This window comes from Nonomuraea sp. B19D2 (assembly GCF_040137845.1).
Classification (GTDB): Bacteria; Actinomycetota; Actinomycetes; order Streptosporangiales; family Streptosporangiaceae; genus Nonomuraea.
Window position 1 is genome coordinate 141,911 of sequence record NZ_JBEFAK010000026.1, and the last position, 12,981, is coordinate 154,891.

The window sequence follows — 12,981 nt, forward strand, 5'->3', positions numbered from 1 at the left end:
TCCCGTACACGGTCATGGTCGGGTGCCTGCTGGTCGCCAGGCGTTCGTCAGCCCCGGAGCAAGCGGTCCAATTCACGCCGACGGACTCTGAAACGGGACAAGGCCCGCAGTCGTGTCGGGAGTGGCACGGTGAGCACCGGACACTTGCTGTAAGTGACGCAGTAGCGACTCGTGGCCGCGCCGCACCATCGGCGTAGCATTCTCCCCTCTGCCCCGCCCAGCACGAGTAGATCGTCCTCTCGGTCAGCGAGATGGACTAGGGCTGGGCCGGGTTCACCCCGGGCGACCAACGCGCTCACCTCGATATCGGCCGGAACATGCCCCATCGCTTCCTGGAAGGAGATCCACACTCCCTTCCGCATGCGCGAGAAGAACTCGTTTCCGCTGTCGAGACCTGGTAGAGCGCCGGCGCCGGGGAGCACGCGGACCGCGTACAGGGATGCGCCACGGCGTCGGGCCTCGTCGACCGCGTAGCGCAAAGCCGCCAGACTCGCCAGCGATCCGTCCAGCGCGACCACTACGCGTGGCCCTGTGTCTTGCGTGGGATGTGGGTAGTCGCCGTTCGCGTTCATACAGGCCACCACCTGCCTCAACACAAATGTTATCCCCGGCGCGGGTGCGGCATATAGGGAGCCTTCTACGCTGGCGTACGTGCGACACGACTCAAAGTTCGGACCGGGACCGCTTGTAGCTCAAACAATCTAGATACTATGTTTCATAGTAGCTTCTGGGATCGGACTGCATGATGCGGCTATGGACTTGGCGGCAATGGGTTGTTGCGGTCGGAGTGACCATGATCGCTGCTGCTTTGATCGGCGTGCCGACAGCGATCATCGAAACCTCATGGTTCACTCGGATGACGCCGGTGCTGTGGTGGAATTACCCCGTCTGGATGACCAGTGCGATCCTGACGGGTCTGATCGCAGCCACCTATGTGGCGCCGGTTCGGGTACGCGCGCCTCAGGAGTCCAAGACCTTCATCGGCGGGTTGATCTCGGCGTTCGCGGTCGGTTGTCCCGTCTGCAACAAGCTTGTTGTGCTGGCGCTGGGGACGTCCGGGGCCTTGACCTACTTCGCGCCCATCCAGCCGGTCCTCGCGATCGGCTCCCTGGCCATCCTCGCTATGGCGCTACGGCGACGACTTGCGGCATTGAGATCATGTCCGACGCTCGAGCGAACATGACGAGGTATGCAACTGCGTATTCATGGCGACTAGGGCGGGTAGGAGAAAACACTGTCGGGGTGGTGTGGCGGGGGAAGTTCCCGTAGCGCCCATCACGACGCGAAGATCCGAATGCCCTGCGGGGCGCCCCCAGCAACAGGCTCAACAAGATCGACAGGCGTGGGGCAGCACGTAGCCTCCTGCTGCGGGTGATGAGTCTGGGCAGTCCGAAGGCGATCAGAGCGGTGTACGCCGCCAGGGCGACGGCGACGATCAACGCCGGGCCGTCTTGTACAGGGCGACGTCGAGTGCGGCATGCTCCTCAGGGCTGAGCCGTTCCAAGAAGTGGACCAGTGCCATCGCCTGATTCCCACCTTGCGCCAGCGCCTCCCGCATGAGCTGGGCGCTGTAGGCCTCGTGGCTCATTACGGGTTCGTACAGATAGGCCCGGCGGACCTGGGAGCGCCGCAGGAGGCCCTTCTTGTGGAGCTTGTCCATGACGGTCATGACCGTGGTGTACGCAAGGACCTTGTCCCGTCGCAGCCCATGGAGTACTTCTCGGACCGAGACAGGCGCGTCACAGGACCAGACGTGCTCCATGATCGCAGACTCCAGCTCGCCGAGATGGCGCATCACATGCTCCCTTGCCCCTTAATCTGCTATCCATCGTAGTAGATCGAGTGAAGGAGCTGGTGGCAGCCCATCGGTGCGCCGACTCCGGCCCCGGGATTCAGTTGCAGGAGGAAGGGGATCTGGCCACCGGCGTGAACTGCGACTGTCAGTGCTAGACCGTGCAACGGCGTCTCTCTTGCGGACAGCCGTTCCCAGGGCGAACGCCTTATGCGGTCTTGTCGGCTGGTTTCAGACCGGCAAGCAGGTTGAAGGAGCCGGTCAGCAAGTTAAGGGCAACCAGGCCGGGGATCTCCGCGATGATTCGATCGCTCCAGCCATGAGCCCTTAGCTCGGCGACATCCTCGTCTGTCAGTGATGACGGCTCGGCCAGCACGCGGGTGGCCACCGCGATCAGCGCTGCTTCCCGGGCATCAGTGGAGGTGCCCTGGCGGGCGAGGGTGATGTCGGCCTCGCTCAACCCCGCCGCCCGGCCCGCCGCGGCGTGTGCGTCGAGGCAGAGCCCGCAACCGATCCACTCCTGCAGGGCGAGTGAGATCTTCTCGCTGAGGGTGCGCGGCAGCTTGCTGCGCTTCATGGCCCTCGACAGCTCCAGGTAGCCCTGGAGCAGGGCCGGCGAGTGCGCCATGGTCGAAACCATCTCGCCGACTGAGCCCCTGCGGCTGATGATGTCGTCAAGTAGTTCTCGTGACTTCTCCGGCGCTTCAGTGGGGTTGAGGGCGTTCAGTCGGCGCACTTCATTTCTCCTCTTCGCAGGCTCTAACGATGCATACTATACCCCCGCAGGGTAATTAGAGGCTGCTCCTCGACCGGAGGATGTCTTTGCTGGCTGCTCTCGCGCGCCGTCTTCCCACCAGGGGAGGTCTACCTTTCACGCAGAACCGCGCAGAGCTGGGCTACCTCCTCCTCCGTGTTGTAGTAGTGCACGGAGGCACGTACCAGCTCTCCCAGGCCGCGATCCGTCATGTCGAGCCGCGTCGACGGCACGCGCGAAACGCTGACGTTGATCGACTGAGCGCCCAGCCGTGCCTTGACCTCGTCAGCCGACGCGCCGTCCAGGGTGAAGGTGACGATGCCACACCGCTCGGCTCCTTGATCGTGCACCTGGCAGCCCGGCAGTTCCGTCAGCTCCTCCCGCAGGTGGCCGGCGAGCGTGTAGACCCGATCCCGGATGTTCTCCAGCCCCCAGCTGAGCGCCTCGTCGATGGCCGCGCCTAACCCGAGCCGGGTGGCCACCCCGTACTCCCAGCTCTCGAAGCGGCGCGCGCCCGGCTGCACCTCGTAGCGTGAGGGTGCAGCCCAGCAGGCGCCGTGAAGGTCCAGGAAGGGCGGGTCGAGCCGGTCGAGCGCCGCCCGGCGTACGTAGAGCAGGCCCGTACCGCGGGGGCCACGCAGATACTTGCGGCCAGTAGTGGACAGCAGGTCGCAGCCGATCAGCTCGACGTCGATCGGCAGCTGGCCGACCGATTGGCACGCGTCCAGCAGGAACAGCGCGCCGGCGTCCGACGCCACCTTGCCCACCTCTGCGGCCGGGTTGACGAGGCCGCCGTTGGTCGGGATGTGTGTGAGCGAGATGAGCCGGACGCGCTCGTCGGCCATCCGGCGAAGCGCGTCGATGGAGATCTGGCCGAGCCCGTCGTTGGGGACCACGTCCACCTGGACTCCGAAGCGCTCGGCGACCTGGAGGTAGGCGATGAAGTTGCTGGCGTACTCCGCCTTGCTGGTGAGGATGCGGTCGCCGGCCTGCCAGGGCACCGCGTAGAAGGCCAGGTCCCACGCGCGGGTCGCGCTGTCGACGAGTGCGATCTCGTCCGGCGAGCAGTTCAGCAGGTGGGCCGCCGAGGCGTGGACCTCGGCAAGCCGATCGGCGGCCTTCGCCGCCGCCTCGTATCCGCCTATTTCCGCTTCCAGCCGCAAGTGGTCGATGACGGTGGACAGCACACCGCTCGACGGCAACGCGGATCCCGCGTTGTTGAAATGAGCGACCTTTACGACGCCGGGCGTCAGGGCCCGGGCCGCAGCCACGTCGATCATGAGGCCACCAGCCGCAGGAAGGCCCGGACCCGCGGATGATCGGGCGTGGTGAAGAACCGCGATGGCGGTCCTTCTTCGATCACGGTGCCGCCGTCCATGAACACGACCCGGTCGGCCACCTCCCGCGCGAACGCGGTCTCGTGCGTCACCACCACCATCGTCATCCCTTCTCGCGCGAGCTCGCGCATCACTTGGAGCACCTCCGCGTGCAGCTCGGGGTCGAGCGCCGAGGTCGGCTCGTCGAACAGGATCACCTCGGGCTCCATGGCCAGCGCCCGGGCGATCGCGACCCGCTGCTTCTGCCCGCCCGACAGCTTCGCCGGATAGCAGTCGCACTTGTCCGCCAGCCCCACCCGGGCCAGCAGTTCCCGCCCCCGCGCCGCCGCCTGGGCGCGCGGGACCCGCCGTACGGAGACCGGACCCTCCATGACGTTCTGCAGGGCAGTCAGGTGCGGGAACAGGTTGAACTGCTGGAAGACCATGGCAGTACGGCGACGCAGCTCCCGGACCTGCCCGGCCGGGTGACGCACGCCACAGGCCAGCTCGGTGCCGCAGACGCTGACCGTGCCGGCCTCCGGCTCCTCGAGCAGGTTCAGGCAGCGGATCAGCGTGGTCTTGCCCGAGCCGGACGGGCCCATGACCACGACCACCTCGCCTCGCCCCACATCGAGGTCGACGCCCTTGAGCACCTCCAGGTCCCCGAAGCGCTTACGCAACCCACGAACGCTGACGATCATGCGTACGCCCTCCTCATCCGCCGCTCCAGCGCCTGCTGGCCGATCTGCAGCAGCGTGTTGACCAGCCAGTACAGGAGTCCGACCAGCAACAGCGCCTCCATGTAGCGGAAGGTCGAGGTGCCGATGCCCTCGGCCACCCGGGTCAGCTCGACGACGGTGACCGCCGAGGCGAGCGAGGTGTCCTTCATCAGTGCGACGAACCTGCTCCCCACGGCCGGGGTCGCGATCCTGATCGCCTGCGGGAAGATGATCCGGCGCAGTGTCTTCCAGTACGGCATGGCCATCGAGGCAGCCGCCTCCCACTGGCCGCGGTCCACGCCGAGCACCCCGGCACGGAAGTTCTCGCTCAGGTACGCGGCGCTGAACAGGGTGAAGGCGATGATCGCGGAGGGGATGGGCGGGATCTCGAGTCCGAGCTGCGGCAGCCCGAAGTAGACGATCATGATCTGGATGAGCAGCGGCGTACCCCGGAACACCGACACGTAGGCGGCGGCCAGCGTCCGCAGCGTGCGACTGGACGAGATGCGCGCGAGCGTCACCAGGGCGCCCACCGCGCTGCCGAGGATGAACGAGACCACGCCGAGCACGATCGTGACGCCGAGACCGGTGAGCAGGTCGGGCAGGAAGTCGATCAGGAGGTCCATCAGACCCCCTTGAGCTGTTCGGCCATGTCGAGGCCGCCGAGCCACTTCTTCGAGATCGCGCTGAGCGTGCCGTCGGAGATCATGTCGCCCAGGGCCTTGTCCACGGCCTGCTTGAAGGTCGCCGAGCCCTTGGCGAAGGAGATGCCGTTGACCTCTGATTCCAGCAGCGGACCCGCCGGCTTCACCGCGAGTGAGTTCTTCTGAGCAAGGAAGGCGCCCTGGAAGCGGGAGACCAGCGCGGCGTCTGCCCGGCTCCTGGCCACCTCGGTCAGGCCGAGCGTGGCGTTGTCGTAGGTCTTGATGTCGGCGCCCGGGATCGACTTCTTGGCGAATGCGGCTTGGGTCGTGCCCGCGGTGACCGCGACCTTCTTACCGTTCAGGTCGGCCAGCCCGCCGATGTCCGACCCGGCCGCCACGAAGATGGAAATGCCGTTGACCTCGTAGGGGCGGGAGAAGTCGACCTGCTTCTTCCGCTCGTCGGTGATGGTCTGGCCCGAGATCACCGCGTCGAACCTGCCCGCCTGGACCCCGGCGATGAAGCTCTGGAAGTTCGAGGGGACGAACTCGACCTTGGCGATCCCGAGCCGTTCGGCCAGTTCGTTGGCCACGTCGACGTCATACCCTGCGGGCTTGCCGTTCTCCAGGAAGTTCCACGGCGGGTTGGCCTGGGTCTGCGCCACCCGGATGACGCCTGCGGTCTTGACTCGTTGGAGGAGATCAGTCTGGGCCTGGCCGGACCCGCATCCGGCGACTGCGGCGATCAGGACGATGGGGATTGAGGAGCGGATCATGGCGTAGACCCTTCATACCTCTGGGGGGTACAGCCGTCTGGTCTACGGTCTCTCCGGCCCGCGCATTTCGTCAAGTACCCCTAAGGGGTAATTTTCGGACAAACCGAAGTGTGCCATTTGTGTCGTGTCTGCGTGGGAGGCAGCGTTCGCCGTCTGCTACGGCGCGCTGGCACTGGACGACACGGCTAGCACGACCCCTTTCCATCGCCCGCGGCGAGGGCACGGGACCGGCTGCTCACGCGACCTTTCCGTCCGCGGCCAGGCCGCCCAACACGCTTGCGAGGTCGGCACGAGGGCCGCGGTTGAAGGGCAGCCTGGCCAGCGCCATGCCCATGGCGCACGTACCCGAGACCGCGGCGAACACCAGCCCGCCACCGATGAACGCCGCGAGCCACTTGGCCGCTGGGAAGGCGACGCTGGCCAGGATCGCGACCAGCACGATGGAGCCGGCGACGAGGCGGACCTGGCGTTCGAGATCCCAGCGCGGGCGTCCGAGCTCCACGGGCGCGCCGGCGGTCTGCCAGGCGAGCAGCCCGCCCTCGAGGACGCGCAGGCCGGGCAGTCCCGCGCCGGCCAGGGCTTGGGCGGCGAGAATGGCGCGCTGCCCCGAGCGGCAGATCAGCACCGCCTGCTTGTCCAGGTGGGGTCGCAACTCGTCGAGATGATGGCGCAGCAGGTCCAGAGGTACGTTACGAGAGCCGGGAATGTGCGCGGCCTCGAACTCGCCGGGTGTCCGCACGTCGATCAGCCGTGGCACGTCGCCGGATTTGAGCAGGTGTCCCAGCTCGGCGGTGCCGATGGTGGTCAAGAGGTCTCCTCGTCGGGGGTGGTGATGGGCAGGCCGGCGTCGGCGGCTCGGGCGTAGGCGTCGTCGATGTGCACCACGCGGCGGCCGGCGCGGGCCAGCAGGCTCGCCGCCGCCGCGGCCCGGTAGCCGGTGCCGCAGTGCACCCACACCGTTCCCCCTGGCACCTCGCGCAGGCGTCCTGGCAGCTCGGGCAGCGGGATGTGCACGGCATCGGCCACGTGGCCGGCCCGCCATTCGTTGCCCATCCGCACGTCCAGCACCACGCCCGGCGCGGGCAGGTCACCGGCCGGGCTGCCCGCGCGGGAGGCGGCCAGGTCGGCGAAGGTCGCGGTGGTCAGTCCCGCGAGCAGGTCCTGGTCGTGCCCGGCCCACTGCTCAACAGCGCCGGTCGCTGCGGCGGTCGGGCGGTCGATGCCGATGCGTGCCAGCTCACGCTGGGCGGCGGCGACCTGCTCGGCCGACTCGCCGAGCAGCGTGATGGGCGCACCCCAGGGTGCCAGCCAGCCCAGCCAGGTCGCCATCGGGCCGTCCAGGCCGAAGCTGAGCGTGCCGGCCAGGTGCCGGTGCGCGAAGGCCTTGCGCGAGCGCAGGTCCACCACCCATTCACCGGCCCGAACGCGTGCCCGCAGCTCTGCACTGTCGGCCGGTCGAACCGGGGTCAGGTCGATCGGCTCCGCGCCAGCGGCATTGCGCGCCCCCATGTGGGCGTAATAGGCCGGGTAGGCGTCCAGCCCGTCCAGGACGTGGGCGACGAAGTCGTCGGCCTCCAGCCGCAGCACCGTGTTGACGTCCTTCTCCCGGCCGATGGTCGAGCCGGCCGCGTCGGACTGCGTGGCCGCGCAGAAGCTGCCGAACCCGTGCGTGGGCCAGATCCGCGCGCCGTCGGGCAGCAGATCGGCCAGCCGCCGCGCGGATGCGTGCTGGTGGTGGGCCAGGGTCCGGGCGTGCTCGGCGCCCAGGAGATCGGTACGCCCGGTGCTGCCGAACAGCAGCGACCCCCCGGTGAACACCCCCTCCGGCCCGTCCGGGCCGGCCAGCACGTAGGACAGGTGGTGGAAGGTGTGTCCCGGCGTGCCCACCGCGTCCAGCCGCATCTGCCCGGAGACGGCGATCCGGTCGCCGTCGGTGACCGGCACGCGGTCGAAGGCGACCTCCTCGGCCCGGGCCACCAGGTACGCCGCCCCGCTCACCCTGGCCAGCGCCAGACCGCCGGAGACGTAGTCGTTGTGCAGGTGGGTCTCCGCCACATGGGTGACACGCACGCCCAGCCGTCCGGCCAGGGCGAGGACGCGGTCGATGTCGCGCTGGGGGTCGATCACCACCGCGACCCGCCCGTCATGGGCCAGATAGCTGCGATCCCCCAGGGAAGAGGTCTCAATCACCTCGACCTGGATCGTCATCTTTGCACTCCTTTCTTATACCCCCGGGGGTATTTTGAAGACAGACGGGTACATGCCCGCCTTACCTATCAAGAGGTCACGAAAGAGCGAGGAACAGCTTCTCCAAACGCTCGGCGCTGATCGGCGGCTCCTCGCCACGCTCACGCGCCACCTGACACTGCTGCAACCCGGTCGATATGATCTTGAAACCGGCCCGGTCCAGCGCCTATGCCGAGGGCGCCGTCAAAGGCGCGCCCCAGGCCACCCAGTGTGCTGATCGCTGGCACCTGTGGCACAACCTGGTCCAGGCCGTGGAACGGTCGGTCACCCGACATCGCTCCTGCTTATCAGACCCTCCAGACGATGGACCCGAGCAACCCGAACGACCATCGACAGCGCAAACCAGCGCCCGCCAGGGCTCGACACGATTCGCCGAGCGCACCCGCGCCAAACACGCCCGAATCCACGAGCTGAAGGCTGCCGGGCACAGCCTGCGAGCCATCGCCCGCCAGCTCCGGATGGGCGACCGCACCGTGATCCGCTACGCGCACGCCGCCTCACCCGAGGAACTGTTATGGGGCCAATGGACCAACAAGCCCAGCGCCGTCGACGACTTCAAGCCCTACCTTCACCAGCGGTGGCAAGCAGGCGAACGCAACGCCACCCGCCTGCTGAAAGAGATCACCGCGCTCGGCTACCGCGGCAGCTACGGCGCGCTCAGCACCTACTTACGCCCCCTGCGCGCGGCCCGCCCTGTCGCCCCGCCGGCACCTTCGGTCCGCAAGGTCACCGGCTGGCTCGCCACCCATCCCGACCGGCTCGAAGACGCGCACCAACTCCAACTCGCAACCGTCCTGGACCGCTGTCCGGAACTGACCGCACTTCTCAAGCACGTCCGCACCTTCGCCATCATGCTCACCCAACGCCGAGGCCAAGACCTTCCCGGCTGGCTCGCTGCGGTGAGAGCCGATGACCTGCCCGCACTTCACGCCTTCGCAGGCGGCCTCGAACGCGACCTCGACGCCGTCACCGCAGGCCTGACCCTGCCCTGGAGTTCCGGCCCGGTGGAAGGCCACGTCAATCGCATCAAGATGCTCAAGCGCCAGATGTTCGGCCGTGCCGGCTTTCTCCTCCTCCGCAAACGAGTGCTCCTCACAACCTAACGATCATTACGCACCGTCACCGCTTCACGGACTTTGCGCCAGATCCGCTACTCGGGATCTGGCTCAAAGTCCGTGAAGTCGTCACGATCTGTGATCACGTTGCCCGGTGCAGTCGATCGTCAGGTGATCGCGATTTCGTAACTCGACGCGCAGGAGAGCGGCCGCGTCGTCATGATCCGGTTCATCCCGGAACTGATCATCACGAGCGGCCGCGAGGTCATTGTGCAGCATGCCCCGGCAGGCGAGGAAGCCTGCTGCATTCTTCTGCTGTTCCCGCATCTCAGCCAGGTGTACGTAGACGCCATCGAGGAGGATCAAGGTGGCCTGCTGATCATGGCTCGGAGTAGAGCTGAGTATGCGATATGTCATCGATGCGCCACCTCGGCAGACAGGCGGCACAGCCGCTACCGTCGCCGTCTGCACGACCTGCCGGTCTCAGGCCAGCCCATACTGGTCGAGCTGGAGGTCCGCCGGTTTTTCTGCGATAACCCCGATTGCGACGTTCGTACCTTTGCCGAGCAGGTCCCTACGCTGACCCAGCGGTACGCCCGCCGCACACCGCTGCTGCGCGCTGCGCTGGAGGCCATCGCCCTGGCGCTGGCCGGACGCGCCGGAGCGCGGCTGGCGTCGGTGCTGGGCCTGGCGGCGGGCCGCTCCACGCTGATCCGGCTGATCCACGCCCTGCCGGACCCCGAGATCGGCCGGCTCACCGCAGTGGGCGTGGACGACTTCGCCCTCCGCCGGGGCAACAGCTACGGCATCGTCCTGATCGACATGGGCACTCATCGGCCTATCGACCTGCTGCTCGACCGCCAGGCCGACACCCTCGCCGACTGGCTTCGAGCCCACCCCGACGTGGAAGTGATCTGCCGGGATCGAGCCAGTGCCTATGCCGAGGGCGCCGTCAAAGGCGCGCCCCAGGCGAGGCAATGCGCCGATCGCTGGCACTTGTGGCACAACCTGATCCAGGCCGTGGAACGGTCGGTTTCCCGGCATCGCTCCTGCTTGTCAGACCCCCAGACCGACGTTCCCGAGCAGCCCGAGCAGCCCGAGCAGCCCGAGCAGGCATCGACAATGCAGAACACCGCCCGCCAAGGCTCGACGCGGTTCGCTGACCGCACCCGGGCCAAGCACGCCAGAATCCACGAACTGAAGGCGGCCGGGCACAGCCTGCGAGCCATCGCCCGCCAACTCGGGATGACCCACCGCACCGTGATCCGCTACGCGCACGCCGCCTCACCCGAGGAATTGTTGTGGGGACAGTGGACCAACAAGCCCAGCGTGGTCGACGACTTCAAGCCCTACCTGAACCAGCGCTGGCAAGAGGGCGAACGCAACGCCACCCGCCTGCTGAAAGAGATCACCGCGCTCGGCTACCGCGGCAGCTACGGCGCACTCAGCAACTACCTACGGCCCCTGCGCGCGCCGCGTCCTGTCGCCTCGCCAGCGCCATCGGTCCGCAAGATCACCGGCTGGCTGGCCACCCACCCCGACCGGCTCGAAGAAGCTCACCAATTCCAGCTCAAGAACGTCCTGGACCGCTGCCCGGAACTGACCGCGCTCCTCAAACACGTCCGCTCCTTCGCCATCATGCTCACCCAACGCCGAGGCCACGACCTTCCCGGCTGGCTCACCGCGGTGAAAGCCGAAGACCTGCCCGCGCTTCACGCCTTCGCCAACGGCCTCGAACGCGACCTCGACGCCGTGACCGCAGGCCTGACCCTGCCCTGGAGCTCCGGCCCGGTGGAAGGCCACGTCAACCGCATCAAAATGCTCAAACGCCAAATGTTCGGCCGCGCCAGCTTCCCACTCCTTCGCAAACGAGTGCTCCTCACCACCTGACGATCATCACGCATCGTCACCGCGTCACGGACTTTGAGCCAGATCCGCTACTCGCCAGCAAAATCAAGCCGCCGTGATGGAACCGTACGACACCGCGCCCACCGCTGACTTCTTTGCAACGTCCGAGAAATTCCTTCGATCTTCTGGTGGCCGAGCTCACCGCCCCACAGACGGCCGAGTTGACTCACGCGCAGGTGGAAGAGCTGTGCGCCACTGCGGGCCGGGAGGTGCTGCGGCAGCTGCTGCAAGACCATCTGGACCTGCGTGCCGCGCGGGAAGAAGCCGCTTTGACGGCTGGGCATCGCGTCGGCCGTTTAGAGAAGGGGCACCGGCGGCTGCTGGCCACGGTGGTGGGTGTCGTGAGCGTGAAGCGCTGCGCGATCCGGGTGCCGGGGCAGCGTAACCGTTACCCGGCCGATGAGCAGCTGGCGCTGCCTGCCGGGCGGCACAGCCACGGCCTGACCCGACTGGCCGTGACCGAGGCGGTGCGCGGCAGCTTCGATGCCGCGCACGCGGCGATCACCGCCCGGTGCGGCCCGGTGATCGGCAAACGGCAGATCCAGGACCTGGTGGTGGCCGCCGCAGCTGACGTGGAGGCCTTCTACGCCACCCGCGTCCCGATCCCGCGCACCGCCGAAGAGCTGCTGCTGCTCACCTTCGATGGCAAAGGAATCGTCATGCGGCCCGAAGGCTTGCGCCCGGCCACCCGCAAAGCCGCCACCGCGCACCAGGCGCGCTTTCGCACCCGTCTGGCCGGCGGGGAGAAACGCTGCCGCAAGCGGATGGCCACCCTGGCCGTGGTCCATGACGCCGTTGCCTCGCCCCGCCGCCCGCACGACGTGATCAGCCTCGGTCCCCGCAGCCCGGACCGCCCCCAGCGGCCTGGGCCCGAGGCCACCGGCAAATGGATCTACGGGTCGGTCCGCCACAACGCCCAGGCGGTGATCGCCACCGCCTTCGACCAGGCCCACGCCCGCGACCCGGCCCACGTGCGGCCCTGGGTCGCGCTGGTCGACGGGGACCTGCACCAGATCGAGCTGGTCGGTGAGCAAGCCGCCCGGCGCGGCATCGGCCTGCCCATCGTCTGCGACCTGACCCACGTGCTGGAGTATCTTTGGCGGGCAGCACGCTGCCTGCACACTCCCGACGATCCAGCCGCCGAAGAGCGGGTCGCCGCCTGGGCGCTGGGACTGCTGGCCGGTCGCCTCGACCAGGTGATCGACGACCTGCAAGCCCAGGCCGCAGCCCTGCCCACCGGCCAGCGCGACGGGCTGAACGCCGCCGCCCGCTACCTGACCAACCACCGCGACTATCTCGACTACGCCCACGCCCTGTCCGAGGGCTGGCCGATCGCCACCGGCGTCGTGGAGGGAACAGCCCGCCACCTCGTCTGCGATCGGTTGGAGATCACCGGCACCCGCTGGGGCCTGGCCGGAGCCGAAGCCATCCTCAAACTCCGCGCCGTGATCTCCAACGGAGACCTGGCCGCCTACCACACCTTCCACTTCAACCGCGAACAACAGCGCCTCTACCAAGCCCGTGAGCAGGCCGGATACACCCTCACAGCTTGATCAACCTGGTCACTGAGGACTCTACCGAAGGGAATCGGGCGACGTCAGGCGCCGGTCAGCGCTGCCGGTGCATCACCCGTCTCTCTGAGGGAAGCCGACAGGGCGCGGGCTTCGTGTTCGGTCATCCGGGAGGTCTCATACGGCACGGCGTTGACCCACCGCTGAGTCAGCCGGGCGATCCGCTCGCCGTACCGTTGCGCGGTGATCAGGTCACCGCGTG

12 protein-coding genes and 1 pseudogene are annotated in these 12,981 nt (G+C 67.7%); 4 read left to right on the forward strand and 9 right to left on the reverse strand.

Annotation, left to right across the window (positions count from 1 at the left end; genetic code table 11):
• Positions 1-47: 47 nt before the first annotated feature.
• Positions 48-572, reverse strand: a complete 525-nt coding sequence (locus ABN273_RS59775) for a universal stress protein (RefSeq protein ID WP_502911185.1) — start codon at positions 570-572, stop codon at positions 48-50.
• Between the two features lie 221 nt (positions 573-793).
• Between ABN273_RS59775 and ABN273_RS37380 the strand changes: the two genes are divergently transcribed.
• Positions 794-1,183, forward strand: a complete 390-nt coding sequence (locus ABN273_RS37380) for a hypothetical protein (RefSeq protein ID WP_349453851.1) — start codon at positions 794-796, stop codon at positions 1,181-1,183.
• A 252-nt stretch (positions 1,184-1,435) separates the two neighbouring features.
• On the opposite strand, the gene ABN273_RS37385 is transcribed toward ABN273_RS37380, so the two are convergent.
• The 8 genes from ABN273_RS37385 to ABN273_RS37420 form a co-directional block, all read right to left on the reverse strand.
• On the reverse strand, positions 1,436-1,795 hold the full coding sequence (locus ABN273_RS37385; RefSeq protein ID WP_349453852.1) for a BlaI/MecI/CopY family transcriptional regulator: 360 nt from the start codon (positions 1,793-1,795) through the stop codon (positions 1,436-1,438).
• A 205-nt stretch (positions 1,796-2,000) separates the two neighbouring features.
• Positions 2,001-2,528: a carboxymuconolactone decarboxylase family protein gene (locus ABN273_RS37390; RefSeq protein WP_349453853.1), complete on the reverse strand. Its 528-nt coding sequence runs from the start codon at positions 2,526-2,528 to the stop codon at positions 2,001-2,003.
• Positions 2,529-2,656: 128 nt separating this feature from the next.
• On the reverse strand, positions 2,657-3,826 hold the full coding sequence (locus ABN273_RS37395; protein WP_349453854.1) for an aminotransferase class V-fold PLP-dependent enzyme: 1,170 nt from the start codon (positions 3,824-3,826) through the stop codon (positions 2,657-2,659).
• Positions 3,823-4,563, reverse strand: coding sequence for an amino acid ABC transporter ATP-binding protein (locus tag ABN273_RS37400; RefSeq protein WP_349453855.1), 741 nt, complete (start codon positions 4,561-4,563; stop codon positions 3,823-3,825). The genes ABN273_RS37395 and ABN273_RS37400 overlap by 4 nt, the downstream gene beginning before the upstream one ends.
• Complete coding sequence (locus ABN273_RS37405; RefSeq protein WP_349453856.1) at positions 4,560-5,207, reverse strand: amino acid ABC transporter permease; 648 nt, start codon at positions 5,205-5,207, stop codon at positions 4,560-4,562. The genes ABN273_RS37400 and ABN273_RS37405 overlap by 4 nt, the downstream gene beginning before the upstream one ends.
• Positions 5,207-5,998: a transporter substrate-binding domain-containing protein gene (locus tag ABN273_RS37410; protein ID WP_349453857.1), complete on the reverse strand. Its 792-nt coding sequence runs from the start codon at positions 5,996-5,998 to the stop codon at positions 5,207-5,209. The genes ABN273_RS37405 and ABN273_RS37410 overlap by 1 nt, the downstream gene beginning before the upstream one ends.
• A gap of 235 nt (positions 5,999-6,233) precedes the next feature.
• Positions 6,234-6,806: a rhodanese-like domain-containing protein gene (locus tag ABN273_RS37415; RefSeq protein WP_349453858.1), complete on the reverse strand. Its 573-nt coding sequence runs from the start codon at positions 6,804-6,806 to the stop codon at positions 6,234-6,236.
• On the reverse strand, positions 6,803-8,206 hold the full coding sequence (locus ABN273_RS37420) for an MBL fold metallo-hydrolase (protein WP_349453859.1): 1,404 nt from the start codon (positions 8,204-8,206) through the stop codon (positions 6,803-6,805). The genes ABN273_RS37415 and ABN273_RS37420 overlap by 4 nt, the downstream gene beginning before the upstream one ends.
• Positions 8,207-8,703: 497 nt before the next feature.
• On the opposite strand from ABN273_RS37420, the gene ABN273_RS37425 reads away from it, so the two are divergent.
• From ABN273_RS37425 to ABN273_RS37435, 3 genes and pseudogenes are all read left to right on the forward strand, one after another.
• Complete coding sequence (locus tag ABN273_RS37425) at positions 8,704-9,348, forward strand: transposase (protein ID WP_349453860.1); 645 nt, start codon at positions 8,704-8,706, stop codon at positions 9,346-9,348.
• Positions 9,349-9,519: 171 nt separating this feature from the next.
• Positions 9,520-11,190, forward strand: coding sequence for an ISL3 family transposase (locus ABN273_RS37430; RefSeq protein ID WP_349453861.1), 1,671 nt, complete (start codon positions 9,520-9,522; stop codon positions 11,188-11,190).
• A gap of 76 nt (positions 11,191-11,266) precedes the next feature.
• Positions 11,267-12,761: pseudogene (locus ABN273_RS37435) on the forward strand (ISKra4 family transposase).
• Positions 12,762-12,981 lie beyond the last annotated feature (220 nt).

What these genes read in the sequence shown, in the direction of transcription:
- ABN273_RS37405 (WP_349453856.1), bottom strand. Translation starts at nt 5,207, where the DNA reads ATGGACCTCCTGATCGACTTCCTGCCCGACCTGCTCACCGGTCTCGGC.
- ABN273_RS37400 (WP_349453855.1), bottom strand. Translation starts at nt 4,563, where the DNA reads ATGATCGTCAGCGTTCGTGGGTTGCGTAAGCGCTTCGGGGACCTGGAG.
- ABN273_RS37410 (WP_349453857.1), bottom strand. Translation starts at nt 5,998, where the DNA reads ATGATCCGCTCCTCAATCCCCATCGTCCTGATCGCCGCAGTCGCCGGA.
- ABN273_RS37395 (WP_349453854.1), bottom strand. Translation starts at nt 3,826, where the DNA reads ATGATCGACGTGGCTGCGGCCCGGGCCCTGACGCCCGGCGTCGTAAAG.
- ABN273_RS37430 (WP_349453861.1), top strand. Translation starts at nt 9,520, where the DNA reads ATGATCCGGTTCATCCCGGAACTGATCATCACGAGCGGCCGCGAGGTC.
- ABN273_RS37420 (WP_349453859.1), bottom strand. Translation starts at nt 8,206, where the DNA reads ATGACGATCCAGGTCGAGGTGATTGAGACCTCTTCCCTGGGGGATCGC.
- ABN273_RS37380 (WP_349453851.1), top strand. Translation starts at nt 794, where the DNA reads ATGATCGCTGCTGCTTTGATCGGCGTGCCGACAGCGATCATCGAAACC.
- ABN273_RS59775 (WP_502911185.1), bottom strand. Translation starts at nt 572, where the DNA reads ATGAACGCGAACGGCGACTACCCACATCCCACGCAAGACACAGGGCCA.
- ABN273_RS37385 (WP_349453852.1), bottom strand. Translation starts at nt 1,795, where the DNA reads ATGCGCCATCTCGGCGAGCTGGAGTCTGCGATCATGGAGCACGTCTGG.
- ABN273_RS37425 (WP_349453860.1), top strand. Translation starts at nt 8,704, where the DNA reads ATGGGCGACCGCACCGTGATCCGCTACGCGCACGCCGCCTCACCCGAG.